Origin of the sequence: Bradyrhizobium sp. Ec3.3, assembly GCF_000472925.1 — a bacterium.
GTDB lineage: Bacteria > Pseudomonadota > Alphaproteobacteria > Rhizobiales > Xanthobacteraceae > Bradyrhizobium.
The window spans coordinates 163034-182132 of sequence record NZ_AXAS01000011.1 but is presented as its reverse complement, the minus strand read 5'-3'; the positions used below and the strand labels follow the sequence as shown (position 1 = coordinate 182132).

Below are 19099 nucleotides of genomic sequence, written 5' to 3'. Positions count from 1 at the left end.
AATTCCGTTGCATGAAGATCACATCGGGAGGCCGGCCACAGCGGCCGCGCCTCCCGCAGTTGACATGCGCGCCACGATCTTGCGATGTTACATTGTAACATCGTGATGGCCGGGGGATTGGCTGCCGCGATGCGGGGGTGCGTTTTCGAATGAAGTGGTTCCGCTCGAACGTCAGGCATGGCGCCCGGCTCGCGATCTTCGCGATGCTGATGCAGCTCGCGCTGACCTTCGGCCACAGCCACTGGTTCGCGCAGGCTGCCCCCCTGCTCCAGTCGTCGCAACAGGCGGGCGGCATCGCGTCCGTCGATCGTGCAGCGCTGCAGAAGCAGTCGCCGGCCAACCCCGACCACGACCGGCAGGGCGACGACAATTGCGCCATCTGCGCCGTCGTCTCGATGGCGAGCACGGTCGTGTTCGCGACGCCGCCGCTGCTGCATCTGCCGCAGGCGGTCGAATTCCTCTACCGCACCACCGACGCAGAATTCATCCATCTGAAGTCGGCCGGCCACGCGTTCCAGCCGCGCGCCCCACCCGCTTCCTGATCTCCGTCGATTGAACCGCCCAACGGGCTGCCGCCGTCGTGCGCGCAAGCCTCCGTCGGGCTTTCGAAAATTGATCCGCCGCGTGTCGGCGGCAGGCGCTCGTTGTCGAAGCCGGATTTCGGCCGCGCCTGATCGGAATCAGGACAATGTTGGTATCTTCAGGACCCCGCTTGGCGGGCGCAGGCATAGCCACGCTCACGCTTTTCTATCTCAACAGCACCGCCATGGCGCAGACCGCCGCGCCGAGCGCCGCCACGACCTTGCCCAGCGTTGAGGTCACTGCCCCCCCACGCGTGCATCCGTCGCGTCCACCGAAGGTTCGCACCGTGCGAAAGCGTCTCCAGGCGCCGGAAACGCCGCCGTCGACCGAGGCGCAGACCGTGGCTGGCCAGAATGCGAAGTTCGACCAGACCCGCGACAACGTCGTCGCCCCCATCGGCGCCACCTCGCACACGATGAACCGACAGGCGATCGAGGCGCTGCCCCAGGGCAACAATGCGACGCTGGACAAGGTGCTGCTGCAATTCCCCGGAGTGACCCAGGATTCGGCCGCCAGTGGCGAGTTGCATGTGCGCAACGAGCACGCCAATTTGCAGTACCGCATCAACGGCGTCATGCTCCCCGACGGCGTCGGCGCATTCGGGCAGATCCTCGATACCGGGATTGTCGGCAGCATGAGCCTCCTCACCGGCGCATTGCCCGCGCAGTACGGCTTCCGCACCGCCGGTGTGCTCGACATCCAGACCAAGGCGGACGCCTTCAACAATTCCGGCGTCGTCGGCGTCTATGGCGGCAGCAACGGCACGATCTCGACGAACGTCGAATATGGCGGGACCGCCGGGCAGACGCAGTATTTCGTCTCGGGCCGCTTCCTCCAGAACAATCTCGGCATCGAGAATCCGACGGCATCTGTGAACGCGATCCATGACCGCACCAATCAGGAGAAGGGATTCCTCTATCTGTCGACGGTGCTCGATCCCACCAGCCGTCTGACCTTCATGAGCGGCGTGTCGAACGCGACGTTCCAGATCCCGAACAATCCCGGACAGACGCCGAACTTCACGGCATTCGGCGTGTCCAACTTCGACTCGTCGAAGCTCAACGAGCACCAGAACGAGTTCAACCAGTTCAACGTCGCTGCCTACCAGAAGTCCGTCGGCGAATGGGACACCCAGATCGCCTATTTCAACCGTTACAGCCAGTTGCACTTCTACCCCGACCCGATCGGCGATCTCGTCTTCAACGGCGTGTCCTCCGACGTCTACCGGCAGAGCCTCGTCAACGGCATCCAGCAGGACACCGCCTGGCGCGTCGGCTATGCCCACACGCTGCGCTTCGGCTTCAGCGTCAGCGCGGAGCGGACATTGGTCAACAACGGCTCGACCGTGCTGCCGCTGGCCGACCCGACCGATCCCACCGCAGGCACGATCGATGCGCCGTTCTCGATCTTCGATTCCAATGCCAAGACCGGCTGGTTGATCGGGACCTATCTCCAGGACGAGTGGCGGATCACCAACAATCTGACCCTGAACGCCGGATTGCGTTTCGACCAGATGTACCAGTATGTGAACGCCAACCAGCTCAGCCCTCGCGTCAGCCTGACCTGGAAGCCGTTCGACGGCACCACGTTCCATGCCGGCTATGCGCGCAACTTCACTCCGCCGTCGCAGGTGATCGCCTCGCCCACCAATCTTGCGCTGGTGACGCCGCCCAACGTGCTAGCGAACACGCTGACGCCGGAGGTTCCGGTCAGCAGTCCGGTATTGCCGGAGCGGTCACACGTGTTCGACGTCGGCGTGGTGCAGAAGATCTATCCGATCCCGGGCCTCGAGGTCGGGGTCGACGGCTACTACAAGATCGCGCGCAATCTGCTCGACGACGGCCAGTTCGGCGCGGCCTATGTGCTGAACGGCTTCAACTATGATCGCGGCGAGAACATCGGCCTCGAGGTCAAGTCGACCTATCACAATGGCAATTTCAACGCTTATGCCAATCTCGCCTGGGCCAGGCAGATCGCGACCAACATCGTCTCGAACCAGTACCTGTTCGGCCAGGACGAGCTCAACTACATCGCGACCCACTATGTCTACACCGACCACGCGCAGACGCTGACGGCCTCGGCGGGCGCGTCCTATCTGTGGGACGGCACGCGCTACAGCGTGTCGATGATCTATGGCAGCGGCCTGCGCGCGGGCTTTGCCAACACCGATCACCTGCCCGCCTACACGCAGGTGAACCTCGGCCTGTCGCACGACTTCAACATCGTGGCGCCGAAAAAGCCGACGACGGTGCGCTTCGACGTGGTGAACCTGTTCGACACGATCTACCAGATCCGAGACGGCACCGGCATCGGCGTGTTCGCGCCGCAATACGGGCCGCGACGCGGCTTCTATGTCGGCGTCTCGCAGCGGTTCTAGGCGCGCTTCCTGCTCCCGTCGGGGCCGGCCGGCCCCGACGCTTGCGGACGCTTCGTGGCATGCCCACGAGCACCGTCCGCCTGCCGCATCGTTCAACCCCGAATGACCATGCGATGAACCTTCGAACGGTCATGCTTCAGAGCGAAAACGGATAGAAGCAACCGGTCCCTGCATGCCCTCAGGAGCAGCTCTCCCACTTGCCGCTCGCACGTCTTGAAGGCATGCGTCGTGCAGCAGTCGGCGAGCACAAAGCCCTCGAGCTCGCCGAAGCAGTCGAAGATGATCTCGGCAACCTTCCCTGTGTACTCGACGACGTCGAGGCAGGGGCTTGGCACTTCAACCGGCGCACCATTGGGTGACGGTGGAATGGCATTGGGATCGCCCCCAAGCCCGGCGACGCGGTCCGCCAGGAATGCGACATACCGCTGCAGCACGGCAAACCACCGATTTGACGGCGCAGTCTGCTGCAATCGCCATTTCATGATCGCCAACGTGTCTTCCTCGGGACGCAGCATCACGGCAGACGTCGAGACTGGAATCTTGATCTGAAACGTTCCAATGACATATCGCCAGGAAAATGGTTGGCGCGGAACAGCGACGTCCGGATTGGCATTCCTCTCGAGAACTGGCCTCTGGATCGAAACGTCGCGTTTCGAGACTTGCCGTCCCACGCGCCTGACGATCACATTGAATTCCTCACCGGTGACGACGGTTGTGGGAAGGTCCACCGTAAGGAGACCTGCGAAGTTTTCGCCCGCAGTCATCGGGATCGGCACATAGGTGACGCCGCCCGTGATCTTGCACTGGATCGTATTCGTGTCTCCTGCCGTCAGGGAATGTGCAGGATAAAGCTGCGATGCGAGCGCAAGCACGTCGGAGGCCTGAACCTGCGGCCAATAGATCGAGGCGACGCTCCCGTGTGGAATTTTGCCCCAGTCGATCATCAGCTCGTCGACGAGCGTCTTTCGGCTGACCATGGTGCTCGGCCGGATATCGAACGTTTGCGGGATCCGGTGCGTCGAGGCCGGCCCCGGATTGTCCGAGACCGTCACCTGGAGATTGCGCTGCGCCAGCTTGTCCGACGCTTCGGGACGTGCCCCGATGAAGATCGGAGCATCGTCGAACGCGATCTGGGCCACCAGACAGTGGTGAGTTCCGGCAAGCCACGCCAGAGCCTGCTTGCCGTCGATCACGTTGGCGGAATCATAAAGGTTCAGGAAGCACCCGTAGTAGACCCAGATGCTGTCATTCCCGCTCGCGATCTCGATATCGCGGTTGTTGACGCCACCATTGTCGTAATCGGTGTTACCGGCGAGATTTCCGGTCGCGAAGAACGGTAGCGTGACGTGACCGGCGCCGACCTGGGGCGAACCGGGCAAGCCCGCCGCATCCGGATTGAAGGGGTAGGTCGTACTCGTTTGATAGTCCGTATCGGGGCTCTGCGTCACGAACAGCCTGAAAAACACGCGGGCATTCTTGGCTTCGCCTGCCGGGCCCGCGGTGCCGCGCATGCGGACTCTCGCCACCGCGAAGTTGTAGTTGTTGAAGATATTGAACGTCGGCGGGAACGTGGGCGTGAGCTGGATGGTGAATGGAGTCACGGAAGAGTCGGCCTGCAATGCCGCCCCCTGGCTCGGAAGAATCGAGTTGAAGGGATCGGCCCCGGCCGGATCGCTGAAATTGTTGTTCAGGAACGTGAGCAGGTCCTGGATATAGGTGAATGCGCCGTTGACGCTGTCACTTGCAAAGGCCGGCGCACCGGCAACCGGATGCTGGGACAGGCCGGGCGTCGCAGTGAAGACCCTGAGGTCCTGGCTCAGATAGAAGACATTGTTCTGGGTCGGATCGACATTGGTGAAATAGGGGTCTGCACCCGCCACCAGTTCAAACAGGGTCGAAGCGTTCGTGCCCGGCACCTGGTTGCCGTCAGTCGCAAGGAAGGCATCGAGCTCTAAGGTCTGACTGCCGGACGCCGGGAAATGCGTGAGGGCCGCGTTCGAGAACGTGATGTCGAACGGGACTCGTATCCTCTGCTGCGCGCCGGGGTCTGCACCGTTCTCAAAATCGATGTTTGGATTTTGAGTAATCGAGATCCCGCTGAGGTTGGCGAACGCTCCTGTCGGCAGCGGGACCGTGACGTTGAGAGAGCTGAACGTGTTCTTGCTGAATCCGTCGACGACGAGCCAGAACGCCTGCTCGAACGTCCCGCCGCTGGTGTTGATGACATCCTGCACCTCATCCTTGCCGAAAGTGTCCTTGTCCACCAGGAAGGTCAAAGTCCCGGTTGGAAGGATGCAGGCGTTGTCCGCCTTGCTCCAGTAAGCCTGGACGGAGCAACTGACGCCGTTGACGTCGATCGTCGCGAACTGGTTGTTGCAGGTGTCGCCGATCTCGTCGTTCGTGACCGTCGAACCGTCGGGATTGGTGCCGTTGACCAGGATGCTGTTGTTCGAGGTATCGACGTCGGGGTTCGTGCACGCCTCGATCAGCTCGTGGGAAAAGACCTTGGTGACGCAATTATGCCCCGTCAGCGAACCCGTATTGTCCACCCAGGCATAGTATCCTGTGACGCCCTTGTAGGTGAAACTCTGATGCTGCCCCACGAAGTTGTTGGTGGTCGTGAGCTTGTTCCTGATGCCCGGCGGCACGATCACGGCGTAGAAGCGGTTGTGGCCTGATGCCGGGGGCGGCATGCTGGTGTGGTCGAGCCGGTCCTTGAGCATCGTCTTCACGTCATCATCGGTATATTGATCCACCGGACTCGTGCTGTCGTTGAGATCGGTGAAGATCAGCGTGCCCTGCGCGACGCCGCGATACTGGCGCAGGCCGCCCATGTAGGGGCCCGTGAGGATGCCGATAATCGCTTGCTTGTACTCGTCGCTGGAAGGAGACGGAGCAGGCGTCGTGGTCCAGAAGCTGCCCCAGAAGACCAGAATCACCTCGACATCGGTCAGCACGCGTCCGCCGCCGTCGGTTGTGCTGGTCACCGTATAGTCTGCGGAAAACTGCTCATCGCCCGATCTCGGCTGGCTATCCGGATGCGCGCGCTCGACGATCCCGCTCAATTTTCTTGATCGGCTGGCCTTCCTGGGCATCTCTCCCTCCGCTCCACTGGCCACCCCGTTTGAAGAATACTACCTGTACGGGCGTTTCCGTGTGAACTGGCTCACCAGTCGCGACTGCCGAAGCGGGGTTACGTCGGTGGCGTGTGGTCTTGCGGCAATAGCCAGCACCAACGTGGAAGGCGGAGCAGAAGCGCCGCGCCCGGGGCAATGGGCATCCACAACGGAAAGTTGCACAACAGGAAATGGCACACCGAACCCTCGTGAGAGGCTACCGAGCAGGGTTCGCTGTCTTGGAATAGAGCGCCATTCGCTTCGCTCCCAGCGCCCTTCGGAACGTAGCGGCGCGATCAAAGCGCAGGAGATACCGGTTTCGCCACGATAGGACTCCGGCGCCAATCGTGTAGATTGATGCGATATCCGCTGGCCCGCCCTTTCGCTCAGGAAACCTCGGGATACGGTTGGCCGTCGAAGGAGTCGTGATGGATAAAGCGGGCGTGCCGAATGTCTTTGTCACTGGCTACTCGGGCCCGCCGCATGGACGCGATTACGAACGATGGCGCGAGGAATTCTGCCGGTCCACTCTCCGCGTCGACGTTCACCCGGGCAACAGCGGCAACATCGAGTGCACATTGCAAGTCAGCCTGGTGGGCGGTCTCGCGCTGGCAGCTCCCGGCGGATCGTCGGCGCGCTTCTCGCGCACGCGCGAACTCATAAACGACGGCTACGACGACATGTGCCTCCTCATCGCCACGTCCGGTCGGGTGCGCATATGGCACGAGGGACAATCGATCGAACTGTCGGAATCGCAAATGTGTCTCGGGGACATGAGCGTGCTCTGTGGCGCGCACGTCAGCAACGAAGGCGAGAGCAAGAGCATTCGCATCCCGCGATCCCTGCTCCTCACGATCTGCCCCAAGGCGGAGGACCGGATGGCGCGGGTTCTTGGCGATCAAGATCCCATAAGAGAAGCCATCATACGCTACCACGCACTCGCCACCGAGGTTGGCCCGCAAACAGACGCGATCGGCCAGCACCTGATAGCCCAACACATGGTCGACCTCATCGGGCTGTTGCTGAGAACGGACGCCGACCGCACAGAACTGGCGAACAACAGAGGTCATTCCGCCGCACGGCTCGACCTCATGCGCGCCGACGCCATCGCCAATTTGAGCCGGGGTGATCTGACGATCCACTCGATCGCTCAGAAGGCGGGCGTCAGTCCGCGCCATGCACAGCGGATGTTCGAACAGGCGGGGACCACGTTCACCGAATTCCTCCTTGAACAACGCCTGCTGCTCGCTCGCAGGCTGCTGCTCGATCCCCGCAACGGACGGCGCAAGGTCAGCGATCTCGCGCATTCGGCAGGATTCGTGGACATCTCCTATTTCAACCGCGTGTTCCGACGGCGGTTCGATGCCACACCGTCCGACATGCGCCGTGCTTGAAGGAAGCGCGCCGTTTCAGGTGTCTGCGCGATCAATTAGTACCGTTCGCGCATGAACTCCTGACGCTTGGCGCGCGTAACCGGAACGCTGATCGGCTCTGCTTAAAAAGATCGGACGTCATCGATCAAAAAACTCCGCGACAACAGGTGGCGAAGTTCGGATTCGGGACGTCGGAGAGACGAGCCATTGGCGGCGGCGCCGTCATCCGGTGATCAGGGCCCGGCCCGGACGCGCGAAGGTACTGCGTCCGTCGGCGACCACGGCCTCGCCTGCGACGAATACCGAACGGATGCCCGCGGGCATTTCCGTCGGCGCCTCGAACGTCGCCTTGTCCATGATGGTATCGTCGAACAGAGTCATATCCGCGATCATGCCCGGTCGCAGGATACCGCGGTCGGACAGGCCGAAGCGCTGGGCGGGCATCGCGGTCATTCGCCGTACGGCATCTTCCAAAGTCAGCCAGCCTTGCTCACGCGTCAGCCGGCCGGCGACGCGCGGGAAACTGCCATAGGCGCGCGGATGCGGCTTGGTGCCCGGGCGCGGAATGCCGTCGGAGCCGACCATGTGCAGGCGATGGGTGAAGGCCGCACGCAGGTCAGCCTCATCGAGCTGGAACATGATGATGCCGGTCTGACCCTGGTCTTCCTCGATACACCGAACCATGAGATCGAACGGCGAGATGCCGAGCTCGCGCGCGGCGTCGACCATCGACTTGCCCTCGAGCGGCTTCAGCGCGGGATTGCCGGTGCCGGAAATGCGCACATTATGCCAGCCGATCAGCACGATCTTGGACTGCGCGGCATGCGGATCGGGATCGCCTTCCTCCACCAACACGCGAAGCGCCTCGCGCTTGCCCGGATCGCGCAACCGCGCGCGCAGCGCGTCGATGCCGCCTTCGAGCGCGGCCGGCGGTAGCAATTGCAGCATGTAGGAGCTGCCGGCAGGATACGGATACATGTCGAAGGAGATATCGATCCCCTCCGCTCGTGCGGCCTCGAGCCGGTCGAGCGCCTTAGGGATAGCGCCCCAGTTCGGCTTTCCTGCCGACTGAAGATGCGACAGCAGACCCGCCGCGCCGGAGGCGCGCAGGATCGCGATGAACTCGTCGATGGAGCTCAGCAGGCCCGCTTCGTAGCTGCGGACATGCGCCGTGAGCAGCTTGCCGTGAGCGCGCACGGTCGCTGCCAGTGCGCACAGTTCATTGGTGTCGGCATAGGCGCTCGGCGGATAGACGAGGCCGAGCGACAGGCCGGCTGCGCCCTGGCTGAGCTGCTCTGCGAGCAGTGCCTGCATGGCCGCGACCTCCCGGTCCGTCGCCGCGCGGCGTTCGTAACCGAGAACCGCGAGCCGGATCGCGGCATGCCCGACCAAGGAGATGAGGTTGAGCGCCACGCCCGGCCCTTCCAGGGCCAGCCGGTAGCCGTCGAAACTGTCGAAGACTTCGTTCGCGCGGGTTTCACCCGCGAGGCCCGAGAAGTGCTGGCGCAGCATCTCGGCGGAGTTTGCGGTCGCCGGGTAGAGCGAAAAGCAGCAATTGCCGACCACGAGCGTGGTCACGCCTTGCAGCGCCTTCTCGGGCCTATCAGGCTCGCGCAGGCAGATCAGATCGTCATGGCAGTGAGCGTCGATGAAGCCCGGCGCGAGGTAGTATCCGCGCGCGTCGATGATTTCGGCCCCGTCCGCGGGCAAGGAGGCGCCGATCGCCGCGATGCGGCTGCCGCTGATGCGCAGGTCGGCCTCGAACCACGGCGCACCGGTGCCGTCGATCAGGCGAGCATTGCGGATGAGGGTATCCCTACCTTGGTTCGGACTTTGGGGCATGCTCCCTCCTCAGTGGACGGCCACGGCGTCTCGCGGCATTTCCTCGGCGAAATCGGGAATCGATTCGATCCGGCCGAGCACCACGACATAGAAGAAGATACCGATCAGCAGCACGACGCCGGCGATCATGAAGGCACCGGCAAAGGATTGAGTCCAGTCGACCACGATTCCGGTCACGATCGGCGCCAGAACGCCCATCATGTTGTTGGTGAAATTCAGAATGCCGCCGACCGTTCCCGCGCCGCCCTTGGGCGCGATCAGCGACACGATCGAGGACCCGACGGGCGCCGCGGCTGACAGCCCCGAGATCGCGATCGACAGCCACAGCAGCGCCCAGCCTGGCTTCACGGTGAACGCGGCGCCGATCACGGCGAGCCCCATCAGCATTCCGACGATGATCACCGACTGGCGCACCCTCGTGCTGTCGTAGCCACGCGCGATCAAATGATCCACCAGGAACCCGCCGATCAGGAGGTCCGACAACGTCGCGAAAATCCAGGGGATCGTCGAATAGCCCGCGGCCGACATCAGATTCATATGCATGGTCTGGGCGAGATAGCCCGGAAGCCAGGTGAGGAAGAGATAGAAGGTATAGCCATAGGCTGAGAACCCGATGGTCAGCCCCCAGACCTTGCGGTTGCGCAAGAGGTAGCCGAGCATGCGACTCTGCCCCGCCGTCGCCGGGCCCTCCGGCGTGCCGCCGCCGGCGACGATGTAGTCATGCTCCGCCTTGGACAGCTTCGGATCCTCGCTCGGATTTCGATAGATGACGTAGTAGGCGATGAAATACGCAAGGCTCAGCAGCGCCGTGACGCCAAAACCCCAGCGCCAGCCGTAGAGAAAGATCACATAGGCAACCAGCGGCACGCCGATCACGTTGGAGAATTTGGCGGCAGAATCGAAGATCGCGGTCGAACGCGCGCGTTCGTCGAGCGGAAACCAGTGGCCGGTCGCTTTCTGACTTGCCGGAAATGCCGGCGCTTCCGCGACTCCGAGCAACAGACGCGCGGCGGCGATACCCCAAAGTCCGCTGGCGAGCGCAGTGATGGTGGCGGCGACCGCCCAGAGGAAGCTGCTGGCGCGGCCGACCGCGGTGACGCCAAAGCGGTCCAGCACCATGCCGCCCGGGACTTGCAGCAACGAATAGGTCCAGAAGAACGCGCTACCGAGCAGGCCGATGTCGGTGGCGGTGAGGCCAAGCTCCCTGGTGAGCTCGGGCGTCGCGGCGGAGAGCCCGACACGGTCGATGTAGTTGATGAGGATTCCGACGCCGAGGAGACAACCGATCAGCCAGCGTCGCCCGGGTACTTGTCGGCCTGCGTTCGTCATTTCGAATCCTCTCCAAGCCGCGGGACCATGTCTTTCGTCCCGTCGAAATACGGAACCGAGAGAAACCTCGTCGCGCCGGCCATTGTTATAGTCTCTTATAGTGGACAATAGTATCTTATAGCGTCATGCTAGATATTCCCGAGCCGTGATGTCAAGCCTGGACGTTCCGGACCGCCTCACCTGAATGCGTCGCGCACGCGGCGAGAGCCGCGCGAGGACAGCGCACGAAACGATGCGGATGCATCGTGCGTACGCTGCCTGTCGGCTCGGCTCAGCGGCGATCTGAGAGTTCGGTTGCGGTGGCGACGAGATCGTCGAGCAGCGCGGTCCTGCGTTCCTTCAGCGAGTCCGCGGGAACGACGAAGCAGAGCGTCGCGACCGCGACCCCCTTCTTGTCGCGGATGGGCGCGGCAAGACACGACGTAAACCGATCGGACAGTGCCGTCGTCACGCATCTGCCTTCGCGCCTCGCGCGCGCGACGTCCTTGATGAAATCACCGACGTCGAGCAGGCGTCCGTCCGGAAGACGAAAATCCTCTTTCGGAACGAACGCACGAATCTCCGAAGGGCTCATGTGATCCAGCAGCAACCTGCCGGATGCAGTCCACGGCAGCGGCACCTCGATGCCGACATCCGTAGTGATCCGGAACAGGCCCGACCCGTCCCTTGTATCGACCACCACGTATTTGCGGCCACGTAGCGCGCAGAGTTGCGCGGTCGCGCTATGCTCGGTCGCCAGCCGGTCGAGGGCTTCGCGGCATCGGCGATGCAGGGGATTGGCCTCCGCATAGGCCCGGCCGTAGAGATGCACCGCCTTGCCGAAATAGACCTGACCGCCCTCGCCGACGCTCTCCAGCAGGTCCGCCTCGATCAGGCGGTTGGCGATGGCATAGACCGTCGACCGCGGCGCGCCCATCTGCTTCGCGAGGTCGCTGAGCTTGGAGGGCGCGCGCAAATGCAGCAGCGCTTCCAGGAGATCGATGGTCCGATCAATCCCGTTCTGGCGTTCCGCGGGCTCGGCGCCCTTCTTGGATGCGGCCAAACTTCACATGTCCTTCGTCAGCTTCGTGCCCGCGGTTTTGGCACAAACCGCGCCGAAGGTATAGCGTGTCCGGCTTTCGCATTCAGGATCGATCAATCGGCGTTGGATGAACCCACGCCCTCTCCTCCCCCCGCGCCTTGCTCCAGTCGGGACCGACAGGGCCCGACACGTCTTCGAACGCGCCATCGACGAGTTCGAAGACGAGGATACGGCTGGCGTCGACCGGGCCCGGCATGGTGATGCGGCCCTTGGGCACCGGCTTGAAGCCAACGCGGGTGTAATAGGGCTCATCGCCGACGAGCAGCACGAGGGCGTGGCCTTGCGCCTTCGCGTCCTTGAGCGCGCGCTCGAGAAGTAAGTGGCCGACGCCGCGGCCGCGGAACGGCGGCTCGACGGTGAGCGGACCGAGCAGCAGCGCCTTGGTATCGCCGATCGTGATCGGCAGTTGGCGCACCGAGCCTACCATCAGCGTGCCGATGCGGGCGGTAAAGGAGAGCTCGAGCAGGTGATCGACGTGCTCGCGGATGCGGTAGGCGCTGAGCACGAAGCGTCCGGGCCCGAAGGTGCGCTCGTGCAGGCGCTCGATCGCCTGGGCGTCGCCGGCAGCCTCGGGAAGGATGGTGACTGAGAGATCGTTCATGTCAGTTCGCGGGTTAGCATCTGGGAGTGCGAAGGTCCACCGGCAAGGCTTCCGTTCCTTTTCAGCGCCGGCTGGGACAGGTAGGCGAGCATCTTCATTTCCCGCCGTCCTCGCGTGACCGTGTCGAGCACGAGCCCCGACGACACCGACAACAGTGCCATGATCATCAGGCCCATCGCCAGAAAGGCAGTCGGGAAGCGCGGCACGAGACCGGTCTCGATGAAGGTGATCACGATCGGGATCGCCAGGACGATCGACATCAGCGCCAGCAGAATTCCGATCAGCGTGAAGAAGCGCAGCGGCCGCTCGGAGCGGTAGAGCTTGAGCATGGTGCCGAGGATGCGAAAACCGTCGCGCCAGGTGTTGAGCTTGGAGAACGAGCCCTCGGGGCGCGCGTAATAGGGCGTCTCGACCTCGGCGACCGGCAGCGACAGCTCGAGCGCGTAGACCGCGAGCTCGGTCTCGATCTCGAAACCGTCGGAGAGCACGGGGAAGGACTTGACGAACCGGCGCGAGAACACGCGGTAGCCGGACAGGATGTCCTTGAAGGCCTGGCCGAAGCTCGACGACAGGAAGCCCGTCAGCATGCGGTTGCCGGTGCGGTGGCCGAGCCGGTAGGCGGCCTGTGTCTGATCGACGCGAAGGCCGACGACCATGTCGAGATGTTCGTCGAGGAGCTTGTCGATCATGCGGGATGCGCTCGGCGCATCATAGGTCGCATCGCCATCGACCAGCACATAGACGTCGGCCTCGATGTCGGCGAACATCCGGCGTACCACGTGGCCCTTGCCCTGCCGCCGCTCGCTGCGCACGATCGCGCCGGCCTCGCGCGCGACGCTTGCGGTGCGGTCGCGCGAGTTGTTGTCGTAGACATAGATCTCGGCCGAGGGCAGCACCTTGCGGAAATCGGCGACGACGGTCGCGACCGCCGCCTCCTCGTTGTAGCAGGGCACCAGCACGGCGATGCGAAGCGCTGTCGATGTCATGGCGACAGCGCTCCAACGCTTGCCGCCCTTTCACATAGCGGCGCCTCTTGAGAGGCTTCCACCGGCTGCATCAGCTCGGCAAAGGACAGGCTCCACAGCGTCAGCATCGCGATCGGCACGACGTAATAGGGCGTGAAGACCGGGTGGCTTAGGAAGAAGACGAGATTGACCAGCAGATTGCCGGCGGCAATGAGAGCGACTTGGCGCACGCCGCCCTCGCCCATCCGGAGCTGCCAGGCGGTCGAGCCGATCGCGAGCGCGGTCAGCCCGAGCTGCGGGTCCCCGAGGTATTGGCCGAGCACGCTCACATTGAATTCGGGTGCGGACACGTCGGCGCCGCCATAGGTCGTGGTGAAAGGACTACCGGCATTGATCGCATTCGCGATCAGCGTCGGCGCCATGCCGATGACGAAGGCAACACCGAAGCCCGAACTTTGCACGAACTCCGCAAGCTTGCGCGTCCGAAGATAGGAGATGCCGAGATACAGGACATAGCCGGAGACCAGAAACAGATTGGACAATCTGAAATTCACGGACAGACCGAGCAGGAGCCCGATCGACATCACCAGCCACAGATTGCGCTTCGCCTTGACCAGCCACAGCGCGGTCAGCAATCCAGCGATGGCGCAGAGCGCCATGGTCGGTGCGATCGAGTAGCTGGCCTTCGCCGGATTAATCATGAGGTAGTTTGCGAGCGCGCCCAAGCTACCTGCTCCCACGGTCAACGGCAGGGTGCGCGCCGCGAGGATGCCGAGCAGCGCGAGGACGCACACGATCAGGTTTGCAAAAACGTAGAGCGGCGCCACCTGATGTCCTTCCGGAAACAGCGCCAGCAGAAAGCCGGTGCCCGGCGGATATTGCAGCACGAACTTGTTGTCGGGCTGCGAGGTATGGCACGGCGCCATTCTCTGCGTATTCCAGTCGGGGAACTCGATCTCCTTCAACTTGCCTTCCAGAAAGTGGTCGTCATTCCGTGAAATATCGGTGTCGATGCCACCGAGCCCGAAGCGCTGGAACAGATGTGCCTGACGCAGATAGCAGATGTCGTCATGGACGCCGCGCGCCTCGTTCCAGCGCGACATCGTCACGATGTTGCTGGCGAGGATCGCAAGGCAGATCAGGCCGAAGGTAATTTTGAGGCTCTTCATCCGTTGTCCCTGGCGCGCTGGGGACGCGGCGCCCTGCCAAAATATCGGGTCTGATTGCGAGCCACGAAGCAGGTGCGCCCCTCTCCCGCTTGCGTGGGAAGGTGGGGTGTGTCCGCAATCGATACTCCCAATTTGGAGAGAGCCCCCACCCGCGCTTCGCGCCGACCTCCCCCGCAAGCGGAAGAGGTTGAGCGAGCCCGGGGCCCCATCCATTCAACCCAGACTCATCCTTGCTTTAGCATAGCCGCGCCTCATCGCCACGTCGCAATCGGCGGGCGGCCCTCCAGCACCTCCGCTATCCGCAGCCGCGTGCCGGGCGTGGTGCCCTCGGGGAGGGCTGAGCTTGCGAAGAACCCGCATTCGATGATCTCGCGGTTGGGCTCCGGCAGGCGCTCCTGGCTGAACTCCCTGACCACATAGACCGCGACATGGTCGCGGCGCGAGACGTGGCTGTTGAGGAAGATGCCGTGCAGCGCCGCACCCCCGGTGAGGTCGATGTCGCCCTCCTCCTTCAATTCGCGCCGCATCGCAGCTTCCATGGTTTCGCCGAGATCGACACCGCCGCCCGGCAGATACCAGCCGTTGACATAGCTGTGCCTGACCAGGAACACGCGATTGTCCCGGTCCAGCACCACGGCGCGGACGCCGAGCGTCATGCCGCGGGCGAGCAGGAAGTAGGAGTGAAAGACACGCCGCAGCAGGTACTCGTATTTCCGTCGCATCTTGTCCAGACGTCCTGCCATCAGGCTCCTTCCAAAACTCCTTGCAAGCTTTCCTTGAAGCTTTCCTTGAAGCTTTCCTTGCGTCGCAAGACAGACCTTGCCATTACAGCACGGGAATAGCGAGGCAATCGCGCATCTGATGGCACCGTTCATACTCGCGCATCTGTCCGATCCGCATCTGGCGCCGCTGCCAAGGCCCCGGCTGATCGAGCTCGCAGGCAAGCGTGCCCTCGGCTACGTCAACTGGGCGCGCAACCGCCACAAATACCAGCGCCGCGAGGTGCTCGACGCACTGGTCGCGGACATGAAGGCGCAAGGCCCCGACCACATCGCGGTGACGGGAGACCTCGTCAACCTGGCGCTGGAGGCGGAGTTCGCGCCAGCGCTGGCCTGGCTCGAAGGCGTCGGTCCGCCGGATCGCGTCACCGCGATCCCCGGCAATCACGACGCCTATGTCAGTGCGACACGCCAGCGCTTTGGCGAAACCTTCCTGGATTACATTGCCGGCGACGAGCCTGCGGCGAGCTTCTTTCCCGCCGTGCGCCGGCGCGGACCGGCGGCGCTGATCAGCCTGTCGACGGCGGTGCCGACGGCGCCGTTGATGGCGACGGGCACGCTCGGCCGCGACCAGCTCGCAGCGCTCGCAGAGGTGCTGGCGCGGCTTTCGAGCGAAGACGTGTTTCGCATCCTCCTGGTCCATCATCCACTCAGGTCGAAGTCGCGCCACAAGCGGCTGACCGATTCGGATGCGTTGCTCGCGCTGATCAGGCAGCACGGCGTCGAGCTGATCCTGCACGGCCACGACCACGTGCATTCGACGATGTGGTTCGAAGGGCCCAACGGCAACGTGCCCGCGGTCGGCGTTCCCTCGGCCTCGGCGCTGGCGCATGGGCGCTACCCGGCGGCGGCGTATAATCTGTTCGCGATCGAAAAGGACAATGCCGGCTGGCGCTGCGAGCAGGCCGTACATAGTCTGGATCATGGGTTGCAGGTTCGGCAGATCAAGCACGTGCGGCTGGTTTAGTTTCGCCGTCATTGCGAGCGCAGCGAAGCAATCCAGAATCCCTCCGCGGAAACATTCCTGGATTGCTTCGCTGCGCTCGCAATGACGAGGTCTTCACCAGCTCTGCAACGCCGCAAGCAAGGCGAGGCCGAACAGGGCGGCGGCGCCGAGGACGAAGCCGAAAACGAAGGGCCAGATGCGGGAGCGACGCGGCTTCTCCGGCTCCGCCGCCTTCGGCTCGGGCGGCACGACCATCGCGTGCTCGCGCTCGATCATGCGGCGCGCGACGTAATCCGTCACCGCCTCGACGATCACGGCCGTGTCGTGCGACTCGGCGAGCACGATACGGCCGAAGCGGGTGTCCTGGACGAAGCGGTACATCCGCTTGTCGCGTCCCATCATGATGTGGGCGACGACGTCGATCCACAGCCGCGGCGTTTCGCCCTGGCTGACGCCGCGGTCGAACAGGTCGATCTGCTCCGGGACCTGAGCGAACAGGGGATCGAGCGCGTCGTTGAGGATCTCCAGCCGCGCCACCTCGGCATCGCGCAGGTCGACCACGACGCCGGTCCGGTCGGCGGCCTCGATCCGCGCCTTCAGAAGCGCATCGCGCAGCCGCACGGTGCGCGGTTGAGGGGCATGGGTCCCGGCGATCTCGGGCTCGGACATGGTTCGGCTCCTGGACGAGGTCCGTTAACCTATCAGCAACCATGATCGCCGCAAAGGCCGTACAATTCCAGATACTTAAGGCCCCGGGGGTCAGTTTTCCCTGTCCAAAAACAGACGATCCCACCCAGGCAAAGCCTGGATGGGATCGTCCGTCCTTGGACGTCTTCTTCGATTTTGGGCCGTCAGAAGCCGTTATTGTTTTGAGCATGATCTTCCGGAGAACCGCTGCACACTTTGCGCTAACGCGGCCCTCCGGGTCCGGATCATGCTCTAGGCTGCCGGAGCGCGGTGCGGCTCTTCCACGATGGAGAAGCGGACGCCGGCCTTGTGGCGGTTCTCTTCCGACACTTCACGCCAGCAGTCTTCGGCCTCCTTGCGGGACTTGAAGGGGCCTTTGACCTGGGCCGAGCCTTCCACGAGCTTGTGGAAGTTCATCGAACCGAACTCGCCGCCGATCACCCAGAAATTGCTGCCTTTGCTCATTGTCAGTCCTCCTCAATTCCACCGTTAGCCGAACTGGTTCATCGTGTTGTGCGCGCCGCCCGCCTTCAGGGCAGCCTCGCCGGCGAAGTACTCCTTGTGATCGTCGCCGATGTCGGAGCCCGCCATGTTCTGATGCTTCACGCAGGCGATACCCTGACGGATCTCGGCGCGCTGGACGTTCTTCACATAGCCTAGCATGCCCTGCTCGCCGAAATATTCCCTGGCGAGATTGTCGGTGGACAGCGCGGCCGTGTGATAGGTCGGCAGCGTGATCAGATGGTGGAAGATGCCGGCGCGCTTGGCGGAGTCGGCCTGGAAGGTCCGGATCCGCTCGTCGGCTTCGATCGCCAGCGGCGTGTCGTCGTATTCCGCCTTCATCAGCTCCGCACGGTTGTACTTGCTGACATCGTTGCCGGCTTCCTTCATCGCATCGTAGACCTGCCAACGGAAGTTGAGCGTCCAGTTGAAGGACGGCGAGTTGTTGTAGGCCAGCTTCGCGTTCGGAACCACCTTGCGGATCCGGTCCACCATGCTGGCGATCTGCTCGATATGCGGCTTCTCGGTCTCGATCCACAACAGGTCAGCGCCGTTCTGCAGCGAGGTGATGCAGTCGAGCACGCAGCGATCTGCACCGGTGCCGGGACGGAACTGATAGAGGTTGGAGGGCAGCCGCTTCGGACGCATCATCTTGCCGTTCTGGTTGATGATGACATCGCCGTTGCGGGCGTTCGCCGCCGTCACTTCCTCGCAATCGAGGAAGCTGTTGTACTGATCGCCGATGTCGCCGGGCTTGTGGCTGACGGCGATCTGCTGCGTGAGGCCTGCGCCGAGCGAGTCGGTACGGGTCACGATGATGCCGTCTTCGACGCCGAGCTCGAGGAAGGCGTGACGGCAGGCGCGGATCTTCGCCAGGAAGACCTCGTGCGGCACGGTGACCTTGCCATCCTGGTGTCCGCACTGCTTCTCGTCGGAGACCTGGTTCTCGATCTGAAGAGCGCAGGCGCCCGCTTCGATCATCTTCTTGGCGAGCAGATAGGTCGCCTCGGCGTTGCCGAAGCCGGCGTCGATGTCGGCGATGACCGGCACGACATGGGTCCGGAAGTTGTCGATCTTCTCGATCAGCTCCTTCTCCCTGGTCTTGTCGCCTTCCTTGCGCGCCTTGTCGAGGCTGCGGAAGATGTCGTTGAGCTCGCGGGAGTCGGCCTGACGCAGGAAGGTGTAGAGCTCCTCGATCAGGGCCGGCACCGAGGTCTTCTCGTGCATCGACTGATCCGGCAGCGGCCCGAACTCGGAGCGCAGCGCCGCGATCATCCAGCCGGAGAGATAGAGGTAGCGGCGATCGGTGTTGCCGAAGTGCTTCTTGACCGAGATCAGCTTCTGCTGGGCGATGAAGCCGTGCCAGCAGCCGAGCGACTGGGTGTACTTGGTGCTATCAGCGTCATAGGCGGCCATGTCGGCACGCATCAGCGCCGCGGTGTAGCGGGCAACATCCAGGCCGGTCTTGAAGCGGTTCTGCAGGCGCATGCGCGCCACGGCTTCAGCGGTAACGCCGTTCCAGGTCTCCTTGGTCTTGAGGAGCGCTTCGGCCGCCTCGATCTCGCTCTGATAGGAAGCCGGACCCTGGAGCGCCCGGTCGCTCATCTCACGCGGTTGGAAATTCATATCCGTGATCCCTTGGCTCGCGACAAACTGCAGTGTTGGTTGTCGACATTTTTGACAGTGCATTGCGAAATGCGTGGTGAGAGCTAAACGCGAGAATCCCTAGCTCGTATAGTAGGCTTGTATTT

At 63.2% G+C, this 19099-nt stretch carries 15 protein-coding genes; 4 read left to right on the top strand and 11 right to left on the bottom strand.

Annotated features, from left to right (window positions below):
- Positions 1-149 precede the first annotated feature (149 nt).
- Positions 150-542, top strand: coding sequence for a DUF2946 domain-containing protein (locus YUU_RS0113345; RefSeq protein ID WP_027522816.1), 393 nt, complete (start codon positions 150-152; stop codon positions 540-542).
- A gap of 326 nt (positions 543-868) precedes the next feature.
- Positions 869-2959, top strand: a complete 2091-nt coding sequence (locus YUU_RS0113340; protein ID WP_245288008.1) for a TonB-dependent receptor — start codon at positions 869-871, stop codon at positions 2957-2959.
- 92 nt (positions 2960-3051) lie between these two features.
- Here the strand turns inward: YUU_RS0113340 and YUU_RS0113335 are convergent, their stop codons facing one another.
- Positions 3052-6054 carry a hypothetical protein gene (locus YUU_RS0113335; protein WP_156944271.1) on the bottom strand — a complete coding sequence of 1001 codons (3003 nt, stop codon included), beginning with the start codon at positions 6052-6054 and terminating at the stop codon, positions 3052-3054.
- Between the two features lie 449 nt (positions 6055-6503).
- Between YUU_RS0113335 and YUU_RS0113330 the strand changes: the two genes are divergently transcribed.
- Positions 6504-7469: an AraC family transcriptional regulator gene (locus YUU_RS0113330; RefSeq protein WP_027522813.1), complete on the top strand. Its 966-nt coding sequence runs from the start codon at positions 6504-6506 to the stop codon at positions 7467-7469.
- A 201-nt stretch (positions 7470-7670) separates the two neighbouring features.
- Here YUU_RS0113330 and YUU_RS0113325 read toward each other — a convergent pair whose 3' ends face one another.
- From YUU_RS0113325 to YUU_RS0113295, 7 genes are all read right to left on the bottom strand, one after another.
- On the bottom strand, positions 7671-9290 hold the full coding sequence (locus YUU_RS0113325) for an amidohydrolase family protein (protein WP_027522812.1): 1620 nt from the start codon (positions 9288-9290) through the stop codon (positions 7671-7673).
- 9 nt (positions 9291-9299) lie between these two features.
- A complete protein-coding gene (locus YUU_RS50845; protein WP_035662227.1) occupies positions 9300-10619 on the bottom strand; it encodes an MFS transporter in 1320 nt (439 codons plus the stop codon).
- A 271-nt stretch (positions 10620-10890) separates the two neighbouring features.
- On the bottom strand, positions 10891-11661 hold the full coding sequence (locus YUU_RS0113315) for an IclR family transcriptional regulator (RefSeq protein ID WP_027522811.1): 771 nt from the start codon (positions 11659-11661) through the stop codon (positions 10891-10893).
- 82 nt (positions 11662-11743) lie between these two features.
- On the bottom strand, positions 11744-12301 hold the full coding sequence (locus YUU_RS50840) for a GNAT family N-acetyltransferase (RefSeq protein WP_051389727.1): 558 nt from the start codon (positions 12299-12301) through the stop codon (positions 11744-11746).
- The gene (locus YUU_RS50835) at positions 12298-13287 is read right to left on the bottom strand and encodes a glycosyltransferase family 2 protein (RefSeq protein ID WP_051389726.1); all 990 of its coding nucleotides are present in this window, start codon (positions 13285-13287) and stop codon (positions 12298-12300) included. Before YUU_RS50835 ends, YUU_RS50840 begins: the two co-directional genes overlap by 4 nt.
- Entirely contained in the window at positions 13284-14435 is a 1152-nt protein-coding gene (locus YUU_RS0113300; protein WP_027522810.1) for a hypothetical protein, read from the bottom strand. The genes YUU_RS50835 and YUU_RS0113300 overlap by 4 nt, the downstream gene beginning before the upstream one ends.
- A gap of 251 nt (positions 14436-14686) precedes the next feature.
- Positions 14687-15178, bottom strand: coding sequence for an NUDIX domain-containing protein (locus YUU_RS0113295; RefSeq protein ID WP_027522809.1), 492 nt, complete (start codon positions 15176-15178; stop codon positions 14687-14689).
- Positions 15179-15296: 118 nt separating this feature from the next.
- On the opposite strand from YUU_RS0113295, the gene YUU_RS0113290 reads away from it, so the two are divergent.
- Positions 15297-16181, top strand: a complete 885-nt coding sequence (locus YUU_RS0113290; RefSeq protein WP_027522808.1) for a metallophosphoesterase — start codon at positions 15297-15299, stop codon at positions 16179-16181.
- Between the two features lie 93 nt (positions 16182-16274).
- Here YUU_RS0113290 and YUU_RS0113285 read toward each other — a convergent pair whose 3' ends face one another.
- The 3 genes from YUU_RS0113285 to YUU_RS0113275 form a co-directional block, all read right to left on the bottom strand.
- Positions 16275-16829 (bottom strand): hypothetical protein, encoded by a 555-nt coding sequence (locus YUU_RS0113285; protein ID WP_027522807.1) that lies wholly within the window; start codon positions 16827-16829, stop codon positions 16275-16277.
- A gap of 270 nt (positions 16830-17099) precedes the next feature.
- Positions 17100-17312 carry a hypothetical protein gene (locus tag YUU_RS0113280; protein ID WP_027522806.1) on the bottom strand — a complete coding sequence of 71 codons (213 nt, stop codon included), beginning with the start codon at positions 17310-17312 and terminating at the stop codon, positions 17100-17102.
- 24 nt (positions 17313-17336) lie between these two features.
- Positions 17337-18974 (bottom strand): isocitrate lyase, encoded by a 1638-nt coding sequence (locus YUU_RS0113275; protein WP_027522805.1) that lies wholly within the window; start codon positions 18972-18974, stop codon positions 17337-17339.
- Positions 18975-19099 lie beyond the last annotated feature (125 nt).